This window comes from Pseudomonas fragariae (ex Marin et al. 2024) (assembly GCF_059621105.1).
In genome coordinates, this window is sequence record NZ_CM184369.1 from 689,375 (window position 1) to 715,430 (window position 26,056).

The following is a 26,056-nucleotide window of genomic DNA, read 5'->3' on the forward strand; positions in this document are numbered from 1 at the left end:
CATTCCCTCTGCCACACTGTCTGCCTTATTAGCGTGCAACCCTTGCACCGCTGGCTTCGGCCGGCACGATTTTGGTGCTGCGCCCGTTCAGGCGGGGAGTTCCAATCTCGTTGGCGCACGACTTTGACCGGATGGCATAAGTCTTGCGCGGCTCAATTACCGTTCAGGCTCGCAGGAGGCACGCCGTGTCGATTCATATTGCCTTGCACCATGTCACGCATTATCGCTACGACCGCGCGGTCGAACTGGGTCCGCAGATCGTTCGCCTGCGCCCGGCCGCCCATAGCCGCACACGCGTGCTGTCGTATTCGCTGAAAGTCCTGCCTGAAAACCATTTCATCAACTGGCAGCAGGACCCTCAAGGTAATTACCTGGCGCGTCTGGTCTTCCCGGAAAAGACCGATGAATTCCGCGTCGAAGTCGATCTGGTCGCCGAGATGGCGGTGTTCAATCCGTTCGACTTCTTCCTCGAGCCCTACGCCGAGAACATCCCGTTCACCTACGCCAGCGAAGAGCAGCGCGAGCTGGCGCCGTACCTCGAAAAACTGCCGCTGACCCCGAGATTTCAGGCGTACCTGGACAGCATCAGTCGCGAGCCGATTCCGGCCATCGACTTTCTAGTCGGCCTCAATCAGCGCCTGAGTCAGGACGTGGCTTACCTGATCCGCATGGAACCGGGCGTTCAGACTCCGGAATTCACCCTGGAAAACGCCTCGGGCTCGTGCCGTGACTCGGCCTGGCTGCTGGTGCAACTGCTGCGTCATCTGGGCATGGCGGCGCGCTTCGTGTCGGGCTACCTCATTCAGCTCAAGGCCGATGTCGAGGCGCTCGATGGGCCGTCGGGTACGGATGTCGACTTCACCGATCTGCACGCCTGGTGCGAGGTCTATCTGCCGGGTGCGGGCTGGGTCGGGCTGGATGCCACTTCCGGCCTGTTCGCTGGTGAAGGGCACATTCCCCTCGCATGCAGCCCTGAACCGTCCTCTGCAGCACCGATCAGCGGTCTGGTCGAGCCCTGCGAAACCGAATTCAGCCATGAAATGTCGGTCGAGCGTATCTGGGAGGCGCCGCGCGTCACCAAGCCTTACACCGAGGCGCAATGGCAGGACATCCAGGCCCTGGGCCGACAGATCGACGCCGATCTGCTGCGCGACGATGTGCGCCTGACCATGGGCGGCGAGCCGACCTTCGTGTCCATCGACGATCGCGATGGCGCCGAATGGAACACCGCCGCGCTGGGGCCGCGCAAGCGTGAGCTGTCCGCCGAGCTGTTCCAGCGCATGCGCGGGCATTACGCGCCGCTGGGCATCGTGCATTTCGGGCAGGGCAAATGGTATCCGGGTGAGCAGTTGCCGCGCTGGTCGCTGAACTGCTTCTGGCGCAAGGACGGCCAGCCGGTGTGGCGCAATAATGCACTGATCGCCGATGAAACCCGCGACTACGGCGCTACCGGCGAACTGGCGGGGCGTTTTCTGGTCAGCGTTGCCGAGCGTCTGAAGCTGCCGGCCCGCTTCGTGTTCCCGGCTTACGAAGACAATTTCTACTACTTGTGGCGCGAAGGCGCGTTGCCGGTCAACGTCACGGCCGAAGACTCGCGGCTGGGCGATGAGCTGGAGCGTGCGCGCCTGCGCAAGGTCTTTGCCCAGGGGCTGGACAAGATGATCGGTCAGGTCCTGCCGCTGGCCCGCAACGCGGACGGTGACAGCTGGCAGAGTGGCCGCTGGTACCTGCGTGACGAGCATTGCCGTCTGGTGCCGGGCGATTCTGCGCTGGGCTATCGATTGCCGCTGGCGTCGCAGCCTTGGGTCAAGGCGGCGGAATACCCGTTCATTCACCCGACCGACCATAACCAGGACTTCCCCGAGCTGGCCGACAGCGACTCGTTGACCTCGGCGCTCAAGTCCACAGACACGGACGCCGAGCGCGCGCCGAAGATCGATGAGTCGGCCGACTGGCTGACCCGCACGGCGTTGTGTGCCGAAGCGCGCGAAGGGCGGCTGTACCTGTTCATGCCGCCGCTGCAAAAGCTTGAGGAATACCTTGAGCTGGTGGCCGTGATCGAAGCGACGGCAGAAGAACTGCAGTGCCCGATCCTGCTGGAAGGCTACGAGCCGCCAAGCGATCCGCGGCTGTGCAATTTCCGGATCACCCCGGACCCTGGCGTGATCGAGGTCAACGTGCAGCCTTCGGCGAGCTGGGACGAGCTGGTCGAGCGCACCGAGTTTCTCTATGAACAGGCGCGCCTCACGCGTCTGACCACCGAGAAGTTCATGATCGATGGCCGTCACACCGGCACCGGCGGGGGCAACCATTTCGTCCTGGGCGGCGCGACGCCGGCGGACTCGCCGTTTCTAAGGCGTCCGGACCTGCTGCGCAGCCTGATCAGCTACTGGCACAACCATCCTTCGCTGTCGTACCTGTTTTCCGGCCTGTTCATCGGCCCGACGTCCCAGGCACCGCGCATCGACGAGGCGCGCAACGACTCGCTCTACGAGATGGAAATCGCTTTTGCGCAGATGCCGGCGCCAGGCGAGGAAGTTGCGCCGTGGGTGGTGGACCGTCTGCTGCGTAACCTGCTGATCGACGTCACCGGCAATACCCACCGTGCCGAGTTCTGCATCGACAAGCTTTACTCGCCCGATGGTGCAACCGGACGTCTGGGGCTGCTGGAGCTGCGTGCGTTCGAGATGCCGCCGCATGCACGCATGAGCCTGGCGCAGCAGTTGTTGCTGCGCGCCCTGGTGGCGCGCTTCTGGCGTGAACCCTACGCCCCCGCGAAACTGGCGCGCTGGGGCACGCAACTGCATGACCGCTTCATGCTGCCGCACTTCATCGAGCAGGATTTTGCCGATGTGGTTGCCGACCTCAACGCGGCAGGCTACCCGGTGCAGGCCGACTGGTTCTCTGCGCACCTGGAATTCCGCTTCCCGAAAGTGGGCGATTACGCCGTCAACGGTATCGAGCTGGAACTGCGTCAGGCGCTGGAGCCCTGGCATGTCCTGGGTGAAGAGGGCTCGGCCGGCGGCGCGGTGCGCTACGTCGATTCATCGCTGGAGCGTCTGCAAGTGCATATCAGCGGGCTGCCGCCGCAGCGCTACGTGCTGACCTGTAACGGTGTGGCAGTGCCTCTGCAGCCGACCGGGCGGGCCGGCGAGTTCGTTGCCGGTGTGCGTTATCGCGCCTGGCAGCCGGCCAACTGCCTGCAACCGACCATCGGCGTGCATGCGCCACTGGTTTTCGATCTGCTCGACACCTGGATGCACCGCTCGCTGGGTGGCTGCGAGTATCATGTCGCCCATCCGGGCGGCCGTAATTACGAAACCTTGCCGGTCAACGCCAACGAAGCGGAAAGCCGTCGCCTGTCACGTTTCTTCCGCATCGGCCACACCCCGGGCAAACTGGACGTTCCGTCGCTCAACATTAACGACGAGCTGCCGATGACGCTGGATATGCGTCTGCATTAAAAAAACAGTGGCTCTGTGCGTCAGATGCACACGGACGTGACATCTGACTGCACTAATCTGAAGTCCTTACGTTGCCTGCCGAGCCTTCCATGCCCGACCTGCTTGACCATTACCCGCTGTCCGAGGGTACTTACCACGAAATGCTCGACGCCGACGGAGCCGTTCGCCCGCACTGGCGTCGTCTGTACGAGCACATGCGGCGCAGCAGTGCAGCGCAACTGATCCAGCGTCAGGCCCTGCTGACCCGGCAGATTCAGGAAAACGGTGTCACCTACAACGTGTATGCCGACCCCAAGGGCGCGGATCGCCCGTGGGAGCTGGACCTGTTGCCGCACATCATTGCAGCGGATGAATGGCAGCACGTGGCGGCAGGGATTGCCCAGCGTGCGCGGCTGCTCAACGCAGTGCTTGCCGACCTTTACGGCCCGCAGACGCTGATCGCCAATGGCCTGTTGCCCGCCGAACTGGTGTTTGGCCACAACAACTTTCTCTGGCCGTGCCAAGGCGTGAAGCCTCCGGAAGGCACGTTCCTGCACATGTACGCCGTTGATCTGGCGCGTACCCCGGACGGGCGCTGGTGGGTGACTGCCGACCGTACCCAGGCGCCTTCGGGTGCCGGTTATGCGCTGGAAAACCGCCAGAGCGTCGCGCGCGCCTTGCCGGAAACCTACCGCGACCTGCAAGTCCGGCACCTGTCGGGTTTCTTCGATGCGCTGCAGCAGACGTTGGCCCGTCAGGCGCCGACCAGCAACGAAGCCCCCCTGATCGTTCTGCTGACGTCGGGCCGTTTCAACGAAAGCTACTTCGAACACTTGTACCTGGCGCGGCAACTGGGCTATCCGCTGGTCGAGGGGGGCGATCTGACGGTGCGCGATGCCACGGTCTACCTGAAAACCCTCAGCGGCTTGCGTCGGGTTCACGCCATCATGCGCCGTCTGGACGATGACTTCTGCGACCCTCTGGAATTGCGTACCGATTCTGCGCTGGGTGTGCCGGGGCTGCTTGAGGCGGTGCGTCAGGGCAATGTACTGGTCGCCAACGCGTTGGGCAGTGGTGTGCTGGAGTCGCCTGGGCTATTGGGCTTTTTGCCGAAAATCAGTCAATACCTGTTCGGCGAGGATCTGATCCTGTCCTCGGTGGCGACCTGGTGGTGCGGAGAGCCGCCGGTGCTGGCCCAGGCGCTGGAAAAACTGCCGGATCTGTTGATCAAACCGGCGTTCCCCTCGCAGCACTTTGCGCCGGTGTTCGGTCGTGATCTGAATGAGGAGCAGCGCCTCGCACTTGCCCAGCGCATGCAGTCGCGGCCCTATGCCTACGTCGCGCAGGAGCTGGCGCAGTTGTCCCATGCTCCGGTGCTGCAGGCCGATGGCACCGGTTTGCAGCCGCGCGCCATCGGCATGCGTGTGTATGCCGTGGCCAGCCTCGACGGCTATCGCGTGCTGCCGGGCGGCCTGACCCGAGTGGCCGCTGAAGCCGACGCCGACGTGGTTTCGATGCAGCGTGGCGGGGCGAGCAAGGACACCTGGGTGCTGGGCGAGCGCTCGCACCTCGGCGAGCCGTGGAAAGGCCAGCGTAAGCTGGGTGTCTACGACCTGATCCGTCGCGATCCTTATCTGCCGTCACGGGTGGTGGAAAACCTGTTCTGGTTCGGCCGTTACTGCGAGCGCTGTGACGACAGTGCGCGCCTGCTGCGCATCATGCTGACGCGCTACGTCGACGATGATGACCCTCTCGCGCTGCAAGCCGCCGTTGCGCTGGCCGAGAGCCTGGGCATGCTGCCCGAGGCGCAGGAGGGCGAAGAGCTTAGGGATCGCCTGCTTGTCGCGCTGATGGGCGACGAGTGGCCGTTCAGCCTTCGGGCCAATTTGCAGCGTCTGCAATGGGCCGCTTCGCAAGTGCGGGGCAAGTTATCCAAGGAAAACTGGCAGGCGCTGGTCGAGTTGCAGCGCGAAGCCTTGAGCCTGGAAAGCGAAGAGCCGGATTTCGGCGAACTGCTGGATTTTCTCAACCGTCTGGTGATGTCGCTGGCGGCCCTGTCCGGGTTCGCCATGGACGACATGACCCGCGACGAGGGCTGGAGCTTTCTGATGATCGGGCGACGGATCGAACGCCTGAAGTTTCTCAGCACCAGTCTCTCGGCGTTTTTGCGCGGGCTGGTGGTTTTCGAGCGGGCCGGGCTGGAGTGGTTGCTGGAGCTGGGCAACAGCAGCATCACCTATCGCTCGCGCTACATGGCGGTGCCGCATCTGATTCCGGTGCTGGACCTGTTGCTGCTGGACGAGCAGAACCCGCATGCGGTGCTGTTCCAGCTTAAACTGGTGCAGCGCTCGTTGCGCCGCTTGAACGACGAGTTCGATGCGCCGCGCGACAGCAGCCTGGCGGTGCTGGCCCAGCGTCTTGCCGCGTTCGACCTGGGCAGCCTGGAGAATCCCTTGTTTGGCCAGAGCAGTATCGACGCCGTGCTCGACGGGCTGGCGGACCTGCTGCAGAGCATCGGTGATTGCAGTGGACAGGCATCCGATCGCCTGGCGTTGCGCCACTTTGCCCACGTCGATGATGTCAGCCAACGCACGGTGTCTGTCTGATGAGCGCTTTCTACCAGATTTTCCATGACACGCATTACAAGTACGACAGCCCGGTCTCGCTGGCCCAGCAACTGGCGCACCTGTGGCCGCGCACCAGTCCCTGGCAGCGTTGCACCGAGCAGGCGCTGGAGATTCTTCCGGAGCCCACCACGCGTCGTGATGAGCTGGATGTGTTCGGCAACCCGCTGACCCGTCTGGCCTTCGAGCGTCCGCACGATGAGTTGCAGGTCAATGCGCGGTTGCGTATCGAGGTCATGGAGAAGCCGTTTCTGGATTTCAATCTGTCGCCGGAATGGGAAGTGACCCGCAGTGCGCTGACGTACAGCGCCAAGCCGATGACCGAGGACATTCTGGAGGCCTGCCGCTATCGCTTCGAATCCCCCTACGTTCACCTGAAGCGCTCGTTCGTCGAGTTCTCGCAGGTCTGTTTCCCGCCGGGCCGCCCGTTATTGCTGTGCGTACAGGCGTTGATGGAAAAGATTTTCGAGGAGTTCACCTTCGATGAAGAAGCCACTCAGGTCGCCACGCCGCTGGTGGAAGTGCTGGAGCGGCGGCGCGGCGTGTGTCAGGACTTCGCCCATTTGATGCTGGCGTGTCTGCGCTCCCGTGGCCTGGCGGCGCGCTATGTGAGCGGCTATCTGCTCACCCAGCCGCCACCGGGGCAGCCGCGGCTGATCGGTGCCGATGCCTCGCACGCCTGGGTCTCGGTATTCTGTCCGGCCTCGGGCTGGGTCGACTTCGACCCCACCAACAACGTGCAGCCTGCGCTGGAGCACATCAGCCTGGCCTGGGGACGCGATTTCTCCGATGTCTCACCGTTGCGTGGCGTGATTCTGGGCGGCGGCACGCATGATCCGGAGGTGCGGGTCACGGTGATGCCGGTCAGCGGCTAATTACCGGGTCCCGTGAATCGTTCTTCAAAAGGACGCTCTGTCACGAGCGTCCGAGAGACGATTTGACGCACGTCCTTGGAACCCCGGCGCTGATCGGGCACTCTCTTCTTACATCAGTTTTACGTTAATCAAGTCCTGCCCTGGAGATTCAAATGATTCGCAAGCTTGTAGCGATTTCGCTGTTGTCATTGGCCAGTGGTCAATTGCTGGCTGCCGAGTGCTCGGTCACAGTCGATTCGACCGATCAAATGATGTACGACACCAAAGCCATTGAGATCGACAAGAGCTGCAAGGAATTCACCGTCAACCTGACTCACTCCGGCAGCCTGCCGAAGAATGTCATGGGCCATAACTGGGTGCTGGGCAAAAAGGCCGACACCCAGGCAGTCGTCACCGACGGCATGGCCGCGGGCATCGACAAGGACTATTTGAAGCCGGACGACAGCCGCGTCATCGCCCACACCAAAGTCATCGGCGCTGGCGAAAAGGACTCGGTGACGTTTGACGTGTCGAAGCTCGACCCTGCCCAGGAATACCAGTTCTTCTGCACCTTCCCCGGGCACATCAGCATGATGAAAGGCGCTGTGACCCTCAAGTAACGGCAGGTCTCCGGAGCGTCTGAGAGTATCGTTCCTCACGCTCCGCGTGGGAATGCCGTTCGTGGCGCTCTGCGTCACAGATCTGAGCCGCTGCGCACATTCAGGATCGGACGCGGAGCGTCCAGAACTGCATGCCGACGCAGAGCGTCGGCACGATAGCCAGCAATGAGCGTCACAAATCCGTGCCGCGCAGATCACTCACGGCGCGTACGGCAACTCGCGTTTGTGCTGGGTCTTGGCGTAGGTTTCGCAAATGATCCGGAACGCTTCCTCGCGTACCGGTTCGCCGTGCAGGAAGGCGTCGATCTCGGCGTAGGTCACGCCGTGCGAAGCTTCGTCCGGTTTGCCGGGTGACAGGTCTTCCAGGTCCGCAGTCGGCACTTTCTCGACCAGTGATTCAGGTGCGCCGAAATGGCGGGCGATGGCGCGTACCTGGTTTTTCACCAGGCCGCTCAACGGTGCCAGGTCGCATGCGCCGTCGCCGAACTTGGTGAAGAAGCCCATCACCGCTTCGGCCGCGTGATCGGTGCCGATCACAAGGCCATGGTAAGCGCCGGCGACGGTGTACTGCGCGACCATGCGCATGCGCGCCTTGGTGTTGCCGAGCACGAAATCCACCGAGGTCGCTGGAAGCCCGTCGAAGGCCTTCACCTCGGCTGCCAGGGCCTTGACGCTGCTGCCGATGTTGATGGTATGGCGCTCGTCCGGCTCGATGAAGTCGACAGAGGCCTGGGCTTCGTGCTCATCGGCCTGCACCACATAAGGCAGGCGCACAGCGATGAAGCGGTAGGCGTTGTCACCCGTGCTTTCACGCAGTTCCTTGACCGCGCGTTGGGCGAGCAGGCCGGCCGTCAGCGAGTCGACCCCGCCGCTGATGCCGAGCACCAGGGTCTTGAGCCGTGCGTTCTGCAGGCACTCCTTGATGAAGTTGATGCGGCGGGCTACCTCGGCCTGCAGCGCGTTCTGGTCCGCGAAAGGTGGCTGGACCTTGAGCTGTTCAGCAATCTGGCGCTGTACGGCGTGCATGATTCACTCCTCGTAGATAGGACAATTCAAGCGGGTTTTTCCGGGGTCGGCAAATCCGGCACCTTGAACACATGCCGCAGGTAAGCGACAAAGTTCGGGTCCTTGCACTGCGTCTTGCCGGGCTCGTCAGAGATCTTCGCCACGGCCTGACCGGCGCACGCCGTCATTTTCAATACCATGTTCATCGGCGCAATGCCGGGGATGTCGGCCGTCAGGTTGGTGCCGATCCCGAAGCTGACATTGATGCGTCCGCGCAACGCGCGAAAGATATCGAGCGCCTTGGGCAGGTTCAGCCCATCGGAAAACACCAGGGTCTTGCTCATCGGGTCGATACCGAGCTTCTGGTAATGCGAGATGCATTTTTCGGCCCACTTCACCGGGTCGCCCGAATCATGGCGCAAACCGTCGAACAGCTTGGCGAAGTACAGATCGAAGTCGTTCAGGAAGGCATCGGTGGTGATGCAGTCGGTCAGCGCGATCCCCAGCAGGCCGCGATATTCACGGACCCAGCAATCGAGCGCGGCAATCTGACTGTCGATCAGACGCGGTCCCAGCTGCTGATGGGCCATGATCCATTCGTGGGCCATGGTGCCCAAGGGCTTGAGGTCAAGCTGGCGGGCCAGATGCACATTGCTGGTGCCGACGAACTGGCCTGGAAAGTCGTTTTTCAGGACGCCGAGCATTTCTTCCTGCACGCGGTAGGAAAACCGCCGGCGCGTGCCGAAGTCCGCCACTTTCAGCTCGGCCAGCTCATCCGTCGTGGCATGCGTGGTCAACCATTCGAACTTGTCATACAGACGATCCCGCGCCTGGCTGAGCAGGGTGTCCGGGTAGCGATGCCGGTTGCGCACTTCGCTGACGATGGCCAGCAGCGGCACTTCGAACAGGATGACGTGCAGCCACGGCCCGTGCAGGCGAATGCACAGTTCGTCATTCTCGATGGTGGTTTTCACGTAGCGGGTATTGAAGCGGAACAGCCCGAGAAAGCGCAGAAAATCCGGTTTGATGAAGGTGATGCGTTCCAGAAAGGCCAGATGTTCGGGGCTTAGCGACAGCTCGCACAACAGCTCGATCTGGTGCTTGATTTCATCCAGATAGGGGCGAAGGTCCTCCCCGTTGCGGCAACGGAATTCCCACTCGACGTCCACGTTCGGGTAGTTGTGCAGGACGGCCTGCATCATGGTCAGCTTGTAGAAATCGGTATCGAGCAGGCTTTGCACGATGCGATTGGAAAAGGCGCTCTCGCTCATTGAATCAGGCTCTCCAGAGCAGCCGGATAAAGTGGGGCGCGTGACTTCCTGTCTGTCACCATGGAAGGCTCACGGCCGGATGGGTGTGCATTGTCGCCCTTAAGCGGGGGGTTGATCCAACTGTTCCAGCATCCACTGTAGAAAAACCCGGATTTTGGGCACGTCGGCGGTATGTTCCGGATAGGACAGGTAGTAGGCGCTGTTAGTGCTGGGCAATGCGTAATCCCAGGCAATCACCAGTTTGCCCTCGGCCAGTTCCTCCTCGACCAGAAAGCGTGGCAGCAGCGCAACACCGCAGCCGACCTGTGCCGCGCGGATGCACATATAGAAGGTTTCAAAGCGCGGCCCGTGATAGCTGTGGTCGGTGTGATAGCCCTGGCTTTCGAACCATTCATGCCAGGCTTCGGGACGGAAGGCATTCTGCAACAGGACCAGTTCACTCAGTTGAGTCGGGTCGGCGAGAGGCTCGTCCGGCAGGCTTTCGGGGGCGCACACCGGAACCAGTTCCTCACCGAACAGCTTCACGCTTTCGGCGCCGGGCATGGCCGCCTGGCCGAAATAGAACGACACGTCACAGCGGCCCTTGATCAGGTCATCGGATTCCTGTTCGTTGATCAGGTCCAGGTGAATGTGCGGGTGACGCAAGCGCCAGCCCTTGAGGCGCGGCACCAGCCAGCGGGCGCCGAATGTCGACGGGGTGGAGACGCGCAACACCTCGGTTTCTCCGCCGTAGGAGCGCAGGAAGTGGGTAGACATCTCGATCTGGGTCAGGATCTTGCGCACTTCAGCCAGGTACAGCGCCCCGGCTGGCGTCAGTTGCAGACGGCGGCGCACGCGCTGAAACAGCAGGTGCTGAACCAGCTCTTCGAGTTGCGCGACCTGCTTGCTGACGGCGCTCTGGGTCAGGTTGAGTTCTTCTGCAGCGCGCGTGAAGCTCAGGTGCCGGGTCACTGCCTCAAAGCATTGCAATGCGGCTATCGAGGGCAGATGACGTTTGTTCAGCATGATGACTTCTCTGTCTGCGGCGCGCGCGGGCTGGCGTAAGCGTTATGAATAATCGGAATGATATCTCGCTTAAAGGTCGTTTGTCGGGTGTATGCGGGGAGGTTATTACTGGCGTCGCGTGACGCGCTTTTCAGAATCTGACGATGGCTGCGGCAGGTCTCGTTTAATCCGCTAGCCTCAAATGGTGCGTCTCGTAGCGTTCACGCACCGGGCGTGTGCAATTCGGTGACGTGTGCTGTTACAGGTGGGTTGCCCATCCCGGCATGTGCTGGTTGCTACTCGAGTGCGCGTGGGTTGCTCTTTTTTCGTCCGGGGTTGCACCTTGCGCGTCTGAAGTAACCACGGTGCCCTGTTGCGCGGCGTTGAATGATGGAATGACACGAAAAACACGACATCGCCCTCAACCAAAAAGCGATGGCACGCGCCTTGCTCTGAGCAACTCTGTATCTGTTCGATCATGAAAGTGCCAACTAAAAAAATACCCTCAGGAGCACCACTTATGTCGCATACGTTTTACAGGAAAGATTTTCTGGCAATCGCAGTGGCTACTGCATTGGGCGTGTCTTCGTTTGCACAGGCGGACGTGAAAATCGGCGTAGCGGGCCCAATGACCGGCGCGAACGCGTCGTTTGGTCAGCAGTACATGAAGGGCGCGCAGGCAGCAGCCGATGCGATCAATGCGGCAGGGGGTGTCAACGGGGAGAAAATCGTACTGGTCGCGGGCGATGACGCTTGTGAGCCCAAGCAGGCCGTGGCAGTTGCCAACCGCCTGGTGGATCAGGACAAGGTGATTGGCGTGGTCGGGCACTTCTGCTCGTCGTCAACCATCCCGGCGTCTGAGATCTATGACGAAGCAGGCGTGATTGCCATTACGCCCGGCTCGACCAACCCGACAGTGACCGAGCGTGGTCTGAAAGATATGTTCCGCATGTGCGGTCGCGATGACCAGCAGGGTGTCGTTGCGGGGGACTACATCGTCGACGTGCTCAAGGGCAAGAAAGTCGCCGTTATCAATGACAAGGACACCTACGGCAAGGGCCTCGCGGACGCAACGGCCGCTCAGTTGACCAAGCGTGGCGTCGAGCCGATCCTCGAAGAGGGTCTGACCCGTGGCGAGAAAGATTTCAGTGCGCTGGTCACGAAGATTCGTTCGGTGGGCGCTGACGTCGTGTACTTCGGCGGTCTGCACCCGGAAGCCGGTCCACTGGTTCGGCAGATGCGCGAGCAAGGCCTCAAGGACGTCAAGTTCATGTCCGATGATGGTGTCGTGACCGACGAGCTGGTGACCACTGCAGGTGGCGCACAGTACGTCGATGGCGTGTACATGACCTTCGGCGCTGACCCGCGCGCATTGCCGGACAGCAAGGCTGTGGTGGACCAGTTCCGCAAGGCCGGTTACGAGCCTGAAGGTTACACGCTGTACGCTTACGCTTCGGTACAGGCCCTGGCGGCCGGTTTCAATGGCGCCAAGTCCAACAAGGGTGACGCAGCCGCCGTCTGGCTCAAGGCCAACCCGGTCAAGACCGTCATGGGTGAAAAAGCCTGGGATGCCAAGGGTGACCTGAAAGTCTCCGACTACGTGGTTTACCAGTGGGACGCCGCCGGCAAATACAAGCAACTCGAAAAACAGAAGTGAGATAGACCTCGCGTCAGTCCTGCGCGTCAGGTGCTGACCCGGTGATGGGCTCGCCCATGAGCGAGCCTGCATCTCTTTTATCGTTTTCGGACCTGTCGGTCATGCCTCACGAGGGTGTGACTGGCGGGGTGCTGAGCTGCCTTTTTGTGTGAGCGTGCGTGATGGATGGAATCTTCCTGCAACAAATGGTCAACGGACTCACTCTCGGGTCTGTCTACGGCCTCATCGCCATCGGTTATACGATGGTCTACGGCATCATCGGCATGATCAACTTCGCCCATGGCGACGTGTACATGATTTCCGCCTACCTGGCCGCCATCGGCCTCGCGGTTCTGTCGTTCTTCGGCGTGGAATCCTTTCCGTTCCTGATTCTCGGTACGCTGGTGTTCACCATTGTGGTCACCGGGGTTTACGGCTTCGTCATCGAGCGTGTGGCGTACAAGCCGCTGCGCAACTCGACCCGCCTGGCACCGCTGATCAGCGCTATCGGCATTTCCCTGATCCTGCAGAACTATGCACAGATCAGCCAGGGCGCGCGCCAGCAAGGCGTGCCTACGCTGCTTGAAGGCGCGTGGCGCTTCGAGGTCGGCAGCGGCTTCGTGCAGATCACCTACACCAAGATCTTCATCCTCATTGCCGCCTTCGTCGGCATGGGCGTGCTGACCTACATCATCAAGTACACCAAGCTGGGCCGCATGTGCCGGGCCACCCAGCAAGACCGCAAGATGGCCTCGATCCTCGGCATCAACACCGACCGGGTCATTTCCTATGTGTTCATCATCGGCGCTGCCATGGCGGCACTGGCCGGTGTGCTGATCACCATGAATTACGGCACGTTCGACTTCTATGCCGGCTTCATCATCGGCATCAAGGCGTTTACTGCCGCCGTGCTGGGCGGGATCGGCTCGTTGCCGGGTGCCATGCTGGGCGGCTTGATCCTGGGGGTTGCCGAGTCGCAGTTCTCCGGTCTGATCAACTCCGATTACAAAGACGTGTTCAGTTTCGGCCTGCTGGTGCTGATCCTGATTTTCCGTCCCCAAGGCCTTCTGGGTCGCCCACTCGTGGCGAAGGTATAAGTATGTCCGCTCCTGTTGCTGTTCCTGTTTCCAAACCTGTCGAAATCAAGAAGAGTCTGATCGATGCCGTAGTCGCCGGGTTGCTGGCGCTGATCGTATTCGGCCCCATTGTCGGGATCGTGCTCGATGGCTACAGCTTCAACCTGCAACCGACGCGCGTGGCCTGGCTGGTGGGCGTGGTCATGATCGGTCGCTTTTTGATCAGTCTGTTTCTGCAAACACCCAGAGGCCTGCGTGTTTCCCAGAGCTTCGAAAGCTCCGACTCCGGCGTGCATGTACTCAAACCGGATCATCGATCGAGCCTGTACTGGGTCATTCCGCTGCTGATCGTGATTGCCATCGTGTTCCCGATCTTCGCCAACAAGTACATTCTGACCGTGGTCATCCTCGGTCTGATCTACGTGCTGCTGGGCCTGGGGCTGAACATCGTGGTCGGTCTGGCGGGGCTGCTCGATCTTGGCTACGTGGCGTTTTACGCCATCGGTGCTTATGGTCTGGCGCTGGGCTATCAGTATCTGGGCCTGGGCTTCTGGTCGGCCTTGCCGCTGGCGGCGATCGCGGCGGCGCTGGCCGGGTGCATTCTCGGCTTCCCGGTGTTGCGCATGCATGGCGACTATCTGGCCATTGTGACGCTCGGGTTCGGCGAGATCATTCGCCTGGTGTTGAATAACTGGCTGTCGTTCACCGGCGGCCCGAACGGTGTGCCGGTGCCGGCGCCCACCTTCCTCGGGCTGGAATTCGGCCGACGCGCCAAGGACGGCGGGGTGCCGATCCATGAATATTTCGGCTTCGATTACAACCCGGACCTGAAATTCATCTTCATCTACACCGTGCTGTTTCTAGTCGTGCTGGCGGTGCTGTTCATCAAGCATCGCCTGACCCGCATGCCGATCGGGCGTGCCTGGGAAGCCTTGCGCGAGGACGAGATCGCCTGTCGTTCGATGGGCCTCAATCATGTGCTGGTCAAGCTGTCGGCGTTCACCATCGGTGCGTCGACCGCAGGCCTTGCCGGAGTGTTTTTCGCCAGCTATCAGGGCTTCGTCAACCCGACTTCATTCACCTTTTTCGAGTCGGCGCTGATTCTGGCGATCGTGGTGCTGGGCGGCATGGGCTCGACTGTCGGTGTAGTGATCGCCGCGTTCGTGCTGACCGTTGCGCCTGAACTGCTGCGCAGCTTCTCCGAATACCGCGTGCTGCTGTTCGGGATTCTGATGGTGCTGATGATGATCTGGCGACCACGCGGCCTGATTCGCATCAGCCGCACCGGGGTAAAACCGCGCAAGGGCGCGCTGGTGACAGAGAGGGCTGCGCGATGAGCACTGAAGTGATTCTCTCCGTCGAGCACCTGATGATGCACTTTGGCGGCATCAAGGCCCTCAGCGACGTCAGCCTCAAGGTCCGGCGCAATTCGATCTTCGCCCTGATCGGCCCCAACGGTGCAGGCAAGACCACGGTCTTCAACTGCCTGACCGGTTTCTACAAGGCCACTGGCGGGCGCATCGAACTGCACACTCGTGGCAAGACCACCAACGTGATCAGGCTGTTGGGCGAACCGTTCCAGGCGACCGACTTCGTGTCGCCGAAAAGCTTCCTCAGCCGGGTGTACTACAAGATGTTCGGCGGCACCCATCTGGTCAACAGGGCAGGGCTGGCGCGCACGTTCCAGAACATTCGCCTGTTCAAGGAAATGTCAGTCGTCGAAAACCTGCTGGTCGCCCAGCACATGTGGGTCAACCGCAGCCTGATCAGCGGGATTCTGAATACCAGGGGCTATCGCAAGGCCGAAGAGGATGCGCTGAACACCGCGTTCTACTGGCTGGAGGTGGTCGATCTGGTGGACTGCGCCAACCGTCTGGCTGGCGAGTTGTCCTACGGGCAGCAGCGCCGTCTGGAGATTGCGCGAGCCATGTGCACGCGGCCGCAGGTGATCTGCCTGGATGAGCCGGCTGCCGGTCTCAACCCGCAGGAAACCGAGGCACTCAGCGGCATGATCCGCCTGCTGCGTGACGAGCACGACATGACCATTGTGCTGATCGAGCACGACATGGGCATGGTCATGGGGATTTCCGACGATATTGTGGTGCTCGACCATGGCAACGTGATTGCGATGGGCGGGCCGGAACAGATCCGTAACGATCCGAAGGTGATCGCCGCGTATCTGGGCGCTGATGAAGAGGAGCTGGTATGAGCAAGCCGATCCTCGAACTGAAAGAGATCGATGTGTTTTACGGGCCGATTCAGGCCCTGAAGAAAGTCTCGCTGCACATCAATGAGGGTGAAACGGTGAGCCTGATCGGCTCCAACGGCGCGGGCAAGTCCACGCTGCTGATGTCGATCTTCGGTCAGCCGCGCGCGGCCAGCGGGCAGATCATCTATCAGGGCACCGACATCACCCAGAAGTCCTCGCATTACATCGCCTCCAACGGCATTGCGCAGTCGCCGGAGGGACGGCGGGTCTTTCCCGACATGTCGGTCGAAGAAAACCTGATGATGGGCACCATTCCGATTGGCGACAAGCATTCGGCCGAAGACATGCAGCGCATGTTCGAGCTGTTCCCCAGGCTCAAGGAGCGCCGCAATCAGCGCGCCATGACCATGTCCGGAGGCGAGCAGCAAATGCTCGCCATCGCCCGTGCGCTGATGAGTCGTCCGAAATTGCTGCTGCTCGATGAGCCAAGCCTGGGTCTGGCCCCGATCATCGTCAAACAGATCTTCTCGACCCTGCGTGAACTGGCAGCCACGGGCATGACGATATTTCTGGTCGAGCAGAACGCCAACCATGCGCTCAAGCTGTCCGACCGGGCCTATGTCATGGTCAATGGCGAGATTCGCCTGTCCGGCACGGGGCAGGAATTGCTGGTAAATGAAGAGGTAAGGAACGCTTATCTGGGCGGGCACTGAGTTCGTCAAAACCCTGCCGTTTTCGTCGCGCGCCCCGGATGCTCAAACATCCGGGGCGCGGTCGTCTGCAATTGTGGAAAACAATTTTGGCGCGTCTGATAAGTGCGACATAAAACCGCTGCAAACGGTTGTTTTGTCACCGTTTTGACTTGTTCAGGTTTACTGTGGAACCGGCTGTTAATAACTTGGGAGTATTTACCTGCAGCCCTTTATGCATAAGGCCTGCAGAAGAATGATCAAATTTCGTACAGAGGTTTTCGGCCGACGTGACGGGGCATTTGTCAACAGCATCCGGGCTGGTCGTTCATACAGGCTTTACAGGCGAACAGCCTGTGGATAAGTCTGTTAACAAGCCTTGGAAAGACTGCCCCGGACGTTATGGGGTCTGGGCTACAGGCCATCACTGTTTTCTGACGCTTGGCGACCCCTTGGCGGTCTCGGGCAAAGTCAAGGAAAAAACTTCGCCTGATACGCTGCAGGCCCCGAAACACGTGATGTTCAGCGTACCTGACTTGCCCCCAGAGATTGTGGGTCTGACTGTGGATAAGGTGGGCAAAAGTGCCTGTGAGGCCCGTAGCGCATGGCCCGCTCCGGGTTGGTTGTTTTTTGTACAAATACACTCGGTTGTTGCATCGATGTCCCGCTGACGGGCATTCTGCTGCCCTTGCCAGAAACTTATTAACAGGCAGCGCTGTTTTTGCGCCATGTCAGGAGAATGAAATGACTTCCACTGTATTCATCACGGGCGCCACTTCCGGTTTTGGCGAGGCGTGTGCCCGTCGTTTCGCCGAGGCGGGCTGGTCGCTGGTGCTGACCGGTCGACGCAAGGACCGCCTGGATACCTTGAGCGCCGAGCTGTCGAAGCAGACCAAGGTGCATACGCTGGTGCTGGATGTACGTGACCGCAAGGCGATGGAGAGCGCCATCGCAGGTTTGCCTGAAGAGTTCGGCAGCATTCGCGGGCTGATCAACAATGCCGGTCTGGCGCTGGGAATCGATCCTGCGCCCAAGTGCGATCTGGATGACTGGGACACCATGATCGACACCAACGTCAAAGGTCTGGTGTACACCACGCGTCTGCTGCTGCCGCGTCTGATCGCGCACGGTCGCGGCGCGAGCATCGTCAACCTGGGTTCGGTCGCCGGTAACTACCCGTATCCGGGCGGCAACGTCTACGGTGGCACCAAGGCCTTTGTCGGGCAGTTCTCGCTGAACCTGCGCAACGACCTGATCGGCACCGGCGTGCGCGTCACCAACCTTGAGCCGGGGCTGTGCGAGAGCGAGTTTTCGCTGGTGCGTTTCGGCGGTGATCAGGCCAAGTACGACGCCACCTACGCAGGTGCCGAGCCGATTCAGCCTCAGGACATCGCCGACACCATCTTCTGGATCATGAACACACCCGCGCACGTCAACATCAACAGCCTGGAACTGATGCCTGTCAGCCAGACCTGGGCCGGCTTTGCGATTGATCGCAACCGCGGTTGATTGATTGCTGATCGGGCCGCGCAGCTGCGGCCCGATCAGCTGTCTGCGGGTGTTGGCGGCGGGAATGCACTGACGAAGCGATTTTCGACGAAATCTGCCAGGCCGATGTAGCAGGTCGCCAGGTGGTAGGGCGTGGTCGACGGCATGTCGCTGCGGCTGACCCTGCCATCGGGCTCGACGCACTCGTTCCAGCCCCTGGCATGCAGAAAGCGCTGCTCGAAGGCCGACAACTGCTGGGTCAAGGCCGCTTCGCAGTCCGGGCGCAGGGCCATGGCCCGCAGGTATTCCGCCTGGGCCCAGATACGCTGGGTGGCATCGCGTACCGTACCATCGAGCGCCAGCATCGCCGTCACAGCGCCGCTGTGTGGATCGACGCCCTGCGCCTGAGCGTAGGCGAACGCGCGGGTCATGGATTCATGCAGCTCGCGCCCGTGCAGTTCCGGCGACGATTGCAGCAGAAAGAACCATTCGAACTGATGCCCTGGCTCGTACCAGTTATCCACAGCGCCCAGAGGCTTCTCCAGCATCACGCCGGTTGCGGTATCGACGAAACGGCGCTGCATGTGGATAACCAGTGCGTCCAGTGCCGCCTGCGTGGCAGGGTCGGCACGCACCGACAGGGCAGCCAGAAACGCCTCTGCCAGATGCATCAAGGGGTTTTGCAACGGTCCGGTACCCAATACCGACCAGTCCTCAGCGAGCTGCGCCTCGTACAGCCCGTCGTCGTCGGCAAAGCGTTCTGCCACAACGTTGAGCGCTGCGTTGAGCACCGACTCTGCCAGCGGGTCCTGCACGTTCGCCCAGTAATGGGCGCAGGCAAAGATAATGAAGGCGTGGGTGTAGAGGTCCTTGCGGCGATCCAGCGGCTTGCCTTGTGGATCAATGCTGTAGAACCAGCCGCCATGCTCGGCATCGTGGAAGTGCTGTTGCAGGGAACGGAACAATTCACCGGCCCGCGCCCGTGCATCCGGCACTTGCGCGTGATCGATGAGGCTGGAAAACAGAAACAGCTGACGCGCACAGGCCATGGCGCGATAGCGTTGCGGCGGTAACGGTTGATCACTGGCGTCGAGTGCTTCGTAGGGCAATGCCAGTTGTGCGTTCCAGCCAGGCCCCTGCCACAGCGGAACGACGACCTGCATGAAGTGCTGCTGCAGGGCGGCGAACAGCGAGGTCAATTCAGGCGTGGAGGCGGAGCGGGTCACATGAGGCATCGGCTGGCATCGCGGCAGTGTCGAGGTGCGCAGCATGTTATCAGGATTGCTGCACGAGGGCGGGTGATGATCGTTCCTCACGCCAGGCGCGTGAGGAACCTCTGGCAGTCAGCCAATCAGCGCCAGTCGTTCATTGATCGCGGCTTCGATCCCTTGGGCATCCAGGCCGCACTCGGTGAGCATCTGCGCAGGCTTGGCATGCTCGACGTAGACATCCGGCAGCCCCAGGTGCAATACCGACTTGAGGATATTGGCGCGTGCCAGGAACTCGCTGACTGCAGCACCGGCACCGCCCATGACGGCGTTTTCTTCCAGTGTGACCAGCAACTCGTGATTGGCGGCAGCTTCGCTGACCAGGGCTTCGTCCAGTGGCTTGACGAAACGCATGTCGATCACCGTCGCGTCGAGCTTCTCGGCCACCACCAGCGCTTCGGCCAGTTGCACGCCGAACGCCAGTATCGCAACGCCCTGGCCCTGACGCCGCACAATGCCCTTGCCGATCTCGACCGGTTCAAGATCGGCCTCGATCACCGCGTTAGGGCCGGTGCCGCGTGGGTAGCGCACTGCTGCAGGGCCGGTATGCAGGTAACCGGTGCTGAGCAGCTTGCGCAGCTCGTTTTCATCGCTCGGCGTCATCACCAGCATGCCGGGGATGCAGCGCAGGTAGGAGAGGTCGAAGCTGCCCGCGTGAGTCGGGCCGTCTTCGCCCACCAGTCCGGCGCGGTCGATGGCGAACAGCACGTCGAGGTTCTGTACTGCGACGTCGTGAATCAGCTGATCGTAGCCACGCTGCAGGAAGGTCGAATAGATCGCCACCACCGGCTTGCTGCCTTCGCACGCCATACCGGCCGCCAGGGTCACTGCGTGTTGTTCGGCGATGGCCACATCGAAGTAGCGCTCGGGGAAGCGTTCGCTGAACGCGACCAGATCCGAACCTTCCTTCATCGCGGGCGTGATGCCGACCAGCCGTGCGTCAGCGTCGGCCATGTCACAGATCCACTGGCCGAACACGCCGGAGTATTTCGGTGCGCTGATCTTTTTCTGCGCGGCAGGCGCATTCAGCGGCTCGAGCTTGGTAATGGCGTGATAGCCGATCGGATCGACTTCGGCCGGCGCAAACCCCTTGCCCTTCTTGGTCACCACATGCAGAAACTGAGGGCCCTTCAGGTCACGCATGTTGCGCAGCGTGGCGATCAGGGTCGGCAGGTCGTGGCCGTCGATAGGACCGATGTAGTTCCAGCCCAGCTCTTCGAAGAGCGTGCCCGGGACCAGCATGCCTTTGGCGTATTCTTCGGTACGCCGCGCGATTTCCCAGGCACCGGGCAGGCGCGAAAGCACCTTTTTGCTGCCTTCACGCATGCTGCTGTAGGTGCGGCTGGAAAGAATCTTGGCCAGGTAGTTCGACAGCCCGCCGACATTGCGCGAGATTGACATGTCGTTGTCGTTGAGAATGACCAGCATGTCGGCGGCCACTTCCGGCGCGTGGTTCAGCGCTTCGAAGGCCATACCGGCAGTCAGCGCGCCGTCGCCGATCACGGCAATCGATTTGCGCTCGCTGCCCTGCAGGCGCGAGGCAATCGCCATGCCCAGCGCGGCGCTGATCGAGGTGCTGGAGTGCCCGACACCAAAGGTGTCGTACTCGCTTTCACTGCGACGCGGAAAGGCGGCAACCCCTTCCTTCTGGCGCAGGGTGGACATGCGCGCACGACGGCCGGTGAGGATCTTGTGCGGATAGGCTTGATGACCCACGTCCCACACCAGACGGTCGTCCGGGGTGTCGAAAACGTAATGCAGCGCGATGGTCAGCTCGATGACCCCGAGGCCGGCACCAAAATGCCCTCCGGTCTGGCCAACGGAATACAGCAATTCCAGGCGCAGTTCATCGGCCAGGGTTTCCAGCTCGGCTTCGCCCAGACGGCGCAGGCCGTGCGGGGTATCGGCTCGGTCGAGCAACGGCGTGACCGGGCGCTCGCGGGGGATCTCTTTGAACGTCGTGGGCATCAGGCGAATCGTTATAAGTAAAAGAGGCGGCAGTTTACCTTATGCATCGTACGCTGCCCATGAAGTGAGTCGGCGGATGATCTGCCGACTGACATGTGTAATGACTGAGACCACGATGAAGCGTGGTTGATTCAGCGGATTTTCCGGTCCGGTGACAGTGATCAGTGGCGACGTTCGACGATGTAGCGTGCCAGCTGGCGCAACGGCTCTGCGGCGGCATCGAACGGGCTCAGCGCTTGCAGCGCCTGATCACGCAGTTCCAGTGCGTAGTGTTTGGCCGCTTCCAGGCCCAGCAGCGCCGGGTAGGTCGGCTTGTCGCGGGCGATGTCGGCGCCCTGACGCTTGCCGAGGGTCGCGGTATCGCTTTCGACATCGAGAATGTCGTCCTGAACCTGAAACGCCAGGCCGATTGCCCGCGCGTAGACCTGCAGAGCATCGAGGCGCGGCTGATCGGCGTGACCGCTGGCCAGTGCGCCAAGCCGGACGCTGGCTTCGATCAATGCGCCGGTCTTGTGGCGATGCATGTATTCCAGCGCGGCCCGATCGAGCTTCAGCCCCACTGAACCCAGATCGATAGCCTGACCACCCACCATGCCCGCCGGTCCGGCCGCAGTCGCGAGGGCCGTGACCATCTGCAGACGCGTCTCGGCATCGCGTGACGTCAGGTGAGGGGCGAGCAGGGCCGTGAAAGCCAGGCTTTGCAGGCCGTCACCGGCGAGGATCGCGCAGGCTTCATCGAAGGCCTTGTGCGTGGTCGGCTGACCGCGACGCAGGTCGTCGTCGTCCATTGCCGGCAAATCGTCATGTACCAGCGAATAGGCATGAATCAGTTCAACGGCACAGGCGGCGCCGTTGGCATCCTCGGCTACACCGCCCAGTGCTTCGCAGGCGGCATACGCGAGCAGCGGGCGCACGCGCTTGCCGCCGTTCATCACGCTGTAGCGCATGGCTTGGTAGAGGCGTTCGAGCTCAGGGCCCGGAGCCTTGAACAGCCCGTCGAGTGCTGCGTTGACGCGAGTCTGGCTTTGCGCTTGATAGCTCGCGATCATTCGGGGAGTTCCGCATCGTCGAACGGCTCTTCGCTCAGCTCGCCATCGCGCTCCAGCAGCACCTGAACCTTCTGCTCGGCCTGGGTGAGGGCGCTCTGGCAGTCGCGGGTCAGGCGTACACCTTGCTCGAAGGCGGTCAGGGAGTCTTCCAGCGACAACTCGCCATTCTCCAGCCGCTCTACCAGCGCTTGCAGATCAGCGAGTGACTGTTCGAAATCCAGTGCAGCTTTCTTGCGGGCCATGAGGGCATTTCCGGTAGAGGTTAAACCGCGCGACACTAGCAGAGCGATGGCGTCTGGGCAAATTGCGGCGACGGAGCCGCGCTCTTCAAGCGGCTGCCGGGGTCACTCTGCCGCGAATCCGTTGCGCAGGTCTGCGATCAGGTCTTCCGGGCTTTCCAGGCCGACCTGCAGCCGCAGCATCGGCCCTGCACCGCGCTCGGGACCGTGTTGTTCCACTTCCGTGATCAGGCTTTCAAAACCACCCCAGGAATAGCCGATGCCGAACAGTTTCAACGCGCCGGTAAAGCGATCCAGCACTTGCCGGTCAGCGGTGTTGAATTCGAAACTGAGCAAGCCGTTGCAGCCATGGAAATCGCGCTTCCAGATGGCGTGGCCCGGATCGTCCGGCAAAGCGGGATAGAGCACGCGGGCAACCTGAGGCTGGGCCTGCAGCCATTGTGCGATCTGCAGCGCATGGCGCTCATGCATGGCCATGCGCGCCGCCAGGCTGCGGGCACCACGCAGCACCAGATAGGCATCGTCGGGGCTGACGGTATTGCCCACGGCGGTGTTCATGGTTTTCAGGGTATGCCAATGCGCTTCGGTGGTGCTGACGCTGCCCATCATGACGTCGGAATGGCCGGCCACGTACTTGGTCAGGGCCATCAGCGAAATGTCCGCGCCCAGCGCCAGCGGCTTGTACAGCACCCCCGAGCCCCAAGAGTTATCCACAGCCAGCAGCAGATTCCTTGCTTTGCACAGCTGCGACAGAGCGGGCAGGTCACACATGTCGAATGTCAGCGAGCCGGGCACCTCGGCATAGATCATCCGGGTGTTGGCCTTGATCAGCGATTCCACGTTACTGCCGTCGGCCGCGTAGAAGTCGAACTGGATGTCGAAGGCGGTCAGCATGGTTTTCGCCAGCCGTCGAACAGGGCCATAGACCGATTCGGTGATCAGGACATGATCGCCTGGGCGCAGAAACGATTGAAACATCTGTGCCACTGCGGCCAGCCCGGTCGGGTACAGGCAGGTGCCGTGTGCGCCTTCGAGCTCGGAGATCAGGTCCTGCAAGGCAAACGCAGTCGGGTTGCCGTTGGCGCCGTAAGTCAACGAGCGCTCCGGCTCCGTGGTGCGAATTTCCGCCTGCCGCAAGCTTTCCAGACTGTCGAACAGCACCGTACTGAGGCGCACGACGGGTGGGTTGACCGCAATCCCGGGCCCGCTGCTGGCACTGCGGCCGCTTTGCGACAGGGCGGTGTGGGCGCGAGGGTCTTTGTCTTGCGGCATTGGAGGCTCCGGGTGGAAAAGGCTTGCAGGCTGCGGCTCAGGTGCCCGCAAGCGTAATGCATCGTGCGCCTGGCAGGTATCACTGATCGTTCAACACAGCGCTTGCGTAGAATTCATGCAGTTTCGCTTGCAGTAACTGTCTGTCCGGCAGGCGGGTCTGGTACTCGGCAATCAACGCGGGTGAAAGCGAGCGGTTCAGAGCGTACTCGACGACTTCGTCGTTTTTGCTGGCGCAGAGTAAAACGCCAATGGCCGGGTTTTCATGGGGTTTGCGTTCGTTGCGGTCCAGCGCCTCCAGATAGAAGTCCAGCTTGCCAAGGTATTCGGGCTCAAAGCGGCCGACCTTGAGCTCAATGGCAACGAGGCAGTTGAGGCCTCGATGGAAAAACAGCAGATCCAGAGCAAAGTCCTGGCCGCCGACCTGCAACGCGTACTCGGAGCCGACAAAACAGAAATCGCGGCCTAGCTCGATCAGAAAGTCCCTCAGGCGTTTCAACAAGCCGCCATGCAGGTCCGCTTCGGCGTGCCCCGGTGGCAGCTCCAGAAACTCCACCATGTAGGCATCACGGAATATATCCAGTGCGGCCGGCCGGGTTTCCTTGAGCATCGCCGAGGCTTTGGCTGGCTGGGTGACAGTGCGCTCGAATAGAGCGTTCTTGAATTGGCGCTCAAGTTCGCGTTTTGACCACCTTTCCTGAGTTGCCATTTTCAGGTAGAACTCGCGTTCTTCAGGACGCTTGCTCTGGCTGAAAATGATCAGGTTGTGTGACCAGGATAATTGTCGCGCCAGTGGCGCGACTTTCTCTTCTGCACGGTAAATCTCATAGAATTGACGCATGCGAAAGAGGTTGCTGCGCGTAAAACCACGCAGCCCTGGCTGGGTGGTGGCCAGATGCTCGGCAAGCTGGGTGACCACCGCGTCACCCCATTCAGCGTTTTCAAGCTTGCGACTGATGTAGGCGCCGACTTGCCAGTAAAGCTCGATCAATTGGGTGTTCACCGCCTGTGCGGCCTGCTGTCGAGCGCTCCGTATCATGGCGAGCACTTCATCAAAGCGATCATGTACAGGCGTATGCGGTGTGTTGGGAGTACTCATACTGAAAGTACTCCACTGCGTGGCAACCTGATGGGCGATTGCAAGCGAAAGTCTGGAAGAACAGTTGTTCGGCTCATAAAGGCGCCTCCTTGGGCGGTGGCTAAGGTCGGCTACTTTACGTGCAGATCAGGACGTTCTGTTCCAGAGTTTCCTGTGGGTTTGTAGCATCAGGTTTCTGTCCGCGAAGGACTTGACGTGTGCCTTATTTATCCAGGTCGGACGCCTGATGCCGCTCTGGAACCTGATCGGCTTCTTCGCCCCAGGTGCGATTGACCTTCTGGCCTTTGATCACCGCCGGGCGTGCGGCGATTTCTTCTGTCCAGCGAATCAGGTTCGGGTATTCGTGTACCGAAAGGAATTCGGCAGCCGAGTACACCTTGTTCTGCACCAGTGCGCCATACCATGGCCAGACCGCGATATCGGCAATCGTGTAGGTGTCGCCGGCCAGGTAGCGGTGCTCGCCCAGGCGACGGTTCAGCACATCGAGTTGGCGCTTGGCCTCCATCGCGAACCGATTGATGGGGTATTCGAGTTTCTCCGGCGCGTAGGCATAGAAATGCCCGAAACCACCACCCAGATACGGCGCAGCGCCCATCTGCCAGAACAGCCAGTTCAGCGTTTCGGTTCGGCCTGCCGGGTCGGCGGGCAGGAAGCTGGAAAACTTTTCGGCCAGGTACAGCAGGATAGAGCCGGACTCGAATACCCGAACAGGTGTTTCATGGCTTCGATCCAGCAATGCCGGGATCTTGGAATTGGGATTGATCTCGACAAAACCGCTGGAGAACTGATCGCCCTCGGAGATACGGATCAGCCAGGCATCGTATTCCGCACCGCTGTGCCCGAGCGCCAGCAGCTCTTCGAGCATGATCGTGACTTTCACACCGTTGGGGGTGGCCAGTGAATAAAGCTGCAGCGGGTGCTTGCCGACCGGCAGCGCCTTGTCGTGCGTGGGGCCGGCGACGGGCCGGTTGATGCTGGCGAACGTGCCGCCCGCTTTTGTTTCCTGCTGCCAGACCTTCGGCGGGGTGTAGGACGTTTGGGTCATGAGGAGCCTCGCTTGTTCAAGGGTGTTCGCTGGACCGGTCGTGTTGCAAAGGACCATAGACGTTATAGATCAACGTACGGGCTGGGAAGTGCCTTGCGATCGTGAACGAGTGTAGCGAGGCAGCGAGTGGCCCATTTCGCTACCTTTGGGAGTTTGTGGAATATTCCTACGGCAACTAAGGCGTCGTCCTATAGCTGTAGCCAGGTAAAAGAAGAGAATA

The 26,056-nt window shown here is 61.1% G+C and carries 20 protein-coding genes; 10 read left to right on the top strand and 10 right to left on the bottom strand.

All coding sequences use genetic code 11. From position 1 onward, the window contains the following. Positions 1-185: 185 nt before the first annotated feature. From AC54XV_RS03010 to azu, 4 genes are all read left to right on the top strand, one after another. Positions 186-3,464 (top strand): transglutaminase family protein, encoded by a 3,279-nt coding sequence (locus AC54XV_RS03010; RefSeq protein ID WP_496717834.1) that lies wholly within the window; start codon positions 186-188, stop codon positions 3,462-3,464. An 89-nt stretch (positions 3,465-3,553) separates the two neighbouring features. After that, a complete protein-coding gene (locus tag AC54XV_RS03015; RefSeq protein ID WP_496717835.1) occupies positions 3,554-6,049 on the top strand; it encodes a circularly permuted type 2 ATP-grasp protein in 2,496 nt (831 codons plus the stop codon). After that, positions 6,049-6,942, top strand: a complete 894-nt coding sequence (locus AC54XV_RS03020) for a transglutaminase family protein (RefSeq protein ID WP_058398824.1) — start codon at positions 6,049-6,051, stop codon at positions 6,940-6,942. The genes AC54XV_RS03015 and AC54XV_RS03020 overlap by 1 nt, the downstream gene beginning before the upstream one ends. Before the next feature lie 152 nt (positions 6,943-7,094). Then, positions 7,095-7,541 (top strand): azurin, encoded by a 447-nt coding sequence (azu, locus tag AC54XV_RS03025; RefSeq protein WP_004407854.1) that lies wholly within the window; start codon positions 7,095-7,097, stop codon positions 7,539-7,541. A 198-nt stretch (positions 7,542-7,739) separates the two neighbouring features. Here azu and nadE read toward each other — a convergent pair whose 3' ends face one another. From nadE to AC54XV_RS03040, 3 genes are all read right to left on the bottom strand, one after another. Beyond that, the gene (nadE, locus tag AC54XV_RS03030; protein ID WP_496717836.1) at positions 7,740-8,567 is read right to left on the bottom strand and encodes an NAD(+) synthase; all 828 of its coding nucleotides are present in this window, start codon (positions 8,565-8,567) and stop codon (positions 7,740-7,742) included. Positions 8,568-8,593: 26 nt separating this feature from the next. After that, positions 8,594-9,817, bottom strand: coding sequence for a nicotinate phosphoribosyltransferase (gene pncB, locus AC54XV_RS03035; protein ID WP_057450409.1), 1,224 nt, complete (start codon positions 9,815-9,817; stop codon positions 8,594-8,596). A gap of 99 nt (positions 9,818-9,916) precedes the next feature. Continuing rightward, entirely contained in the window at positions 9,917-10,822 is a 906-nt protein-coding gene (locus AC54XV_RS03040; protein WP_004407856.1) for a LysR substrate-binding domain-containing protein, read from the bottom strand. A 499-nt stretch (positions 10,823-11,321) separates the two neighbouring features. Between AC54XV_RS03040 and AC54XV_RS03045 the strand changes: the two genes are divergently transcribed. The 6 genes from AC54XV_RS03045 (at position 11,322) to AC54XV_RS03070 (ending at position 17,920) form a co-directional block, all read left to right on the top strand. After that, on the top strand, positions 11,322-12,458 hold the full coding sequence (locus tag AC54XV_RS03045) for a branched-chain amino acid ABC transporter substrate-binding protein (protein WP_058398825.1): 1,137 nt from the start codon (positions 11,322-11,324) through the stop codon (positions 12,456-12,458). A gap of 161 nt (positions 12,459-12,619) precedes the next feature. Next, positions 12,620-13,534: an ABC transporter permease subunit gene (locus AC54XV_RS03050; protein WP_011266504.1), complete on the top strand. Its 915-nt coding sequence runs from the start codon at positions 12,620-12,622 to the stop codon at positions 13,532-13,534. Positions 13,535-13,536: 2 nt separating this feature from the next. Further along, positions 13,537-14,850: a high-affinity branched-chain amino acid ABC transporter permease LivM gene (gene livM / locus AC54XV_RS03055; RefSeq protein WP_060400210.1), complete on the top strand. Its 1,314-nt coding sequence runs from the start codon at positions 13,537-13,539 to the stop codon at positions 14,848-14,850. Next, the gene (locus AC54XV_RS03060) at positions 14,847-15,722 is read left to right on the top strand and encodes an ABC transporter ATP-binding protein (protein WP_003317225.1); all 876 of its coding nucleotides are present in this window, start codon (positions 14,847-14,849) and stop codon (positions 15,720-15,722) included. Before livM ends, AC54XV_RS03060 begins: the two co-directional genes overlap by 4 nt. Continuing rightward, a complete protein-coding gene (locus AC54XV_RS03065; RefSeq protein ID WP_004407872.1) occupies positions 15,719-16,435 on the top strand; it encodes an ABC transporter ATP-binding protein in 717 nt (238 codons plus the stop codon). The genes AC54XV_RS03060 and AC54XV_RS03065 overlap by 4 nt, the downstream gene beginning before the upstream one ends. 720 nt (positions 16,436-17,155) lie before the next feature. After that, entirely contained in the window at positions 17,156-17,920 is a 765-nt protein-coding gene (locus AC54XV_RS03070) for an SDR family oxidoreductase (RefSeq protein WP_024638287.1), read from the top strand. Positions 17,921-17,955: 35 nt separating this feature from the next. Here the strand turns inward: AC54XV_RS03070 and AC54XV_RS03075 are convergent, their stop codons facing one another. The 7 genes from AC54XV_RS03075 to yghU all read right to left on the bottom strand — a co-directional run bounded on the left by AC54XV_RS03075 (position 17,956) and on the right by yghU (position 25,836). Continuing rightward, the gene (locus tag AC54XV_RS03075) at positions 17,956-19,170 is read right to left on the bottom strand and encodes an AGE family epimerase/isomerase (protein ID WP_024638286.1); all 1,215 of its coding nucleotides are present in this window, start codon (positions 19,168-19,170) and stop codon (positions 17,956-17,958) included. Positions 19,171-19,242: 72 nt separating this feature from the next. Then, positions 19,243-21,135: a 1-deoxy-D-xylulose-5-phosphate synthase gene (gene dxs / locus AC54XV_RS03080; protein WP_053275870.1), complete on the bottom strand. Its 1,893-nt coding sequence runs from the start codon at positions 21,133-21,135 to the stop codon at positions 19,243-19,245. A 161-nt stretch (positions 21,136-21,296) separates the two neighbouring features. Beyond that, entirely contained in the window at positions 21,297-22,184 is an 888-nt protein-coding gene (locus tag AC54XV_RS03085; RefSeq protein WP_096126988.1) for a polyprenyl synthetase family protein, read from the bottom strand. After that, a complete protein-coding gene (locus tag AC54XV_RS03090; RefSeq protein WP_002551852.1) occupies positions 22,181-22,426 on the bottom strand; it encodes an exodeoxyribonuclease VII small subunit in 246 nt (81 codons plus the stop codon). Before AC54XV_RS03090 ends, AC54XV_RS03085 begins: the two co-directional genes overlap by 4 nt. A gap of 102 nt (positions 22,427-22,528) precedes the next feature. Further along, positions 22,529-23,695 (bottom strand): cystathionine beta-lyase, encoded by a 1,167-nt coding sequence (gene metC / locus AC54XV_RS03095; protein WP_103754814.1) that lies wholly within the window; start codon positions 23,693-23,695, stop codon positions 22,529-22,531. A gap of 79 nt (positions 23,696-23,774) precedes the next feature. Further along, positions 23,775-24,791 carry a PDDEXK nuclease domain-containing protein gene (locus AC54XV_RS03100; RefSeq protein WP_011266508.1) on the bottom strand — a complete coding sequence of 339 codons (1,017 nt, stop codon included), beginning with the start codon at positions 24,789-24,791 and terminating at the stop codon, positions 23,775-23,777. A gap of 202 nt (positions 24,792-24,993) precedes the next feature. Further along, positions 24,994-25,836: a glutathione-dependent disulfide-bond oxidoreductase gene (gene yghU / locus AC54XV_RS03105; RefSeq protein WP_024650738.1), complete on the bottom strand. Its 843-nt coding sequence runs from the start codon at positions 25,834-25,836 to the stop codon at positions 24,994-24,996. Positions 25,837-26,056 lie beyond the last annotated feature (220 nt).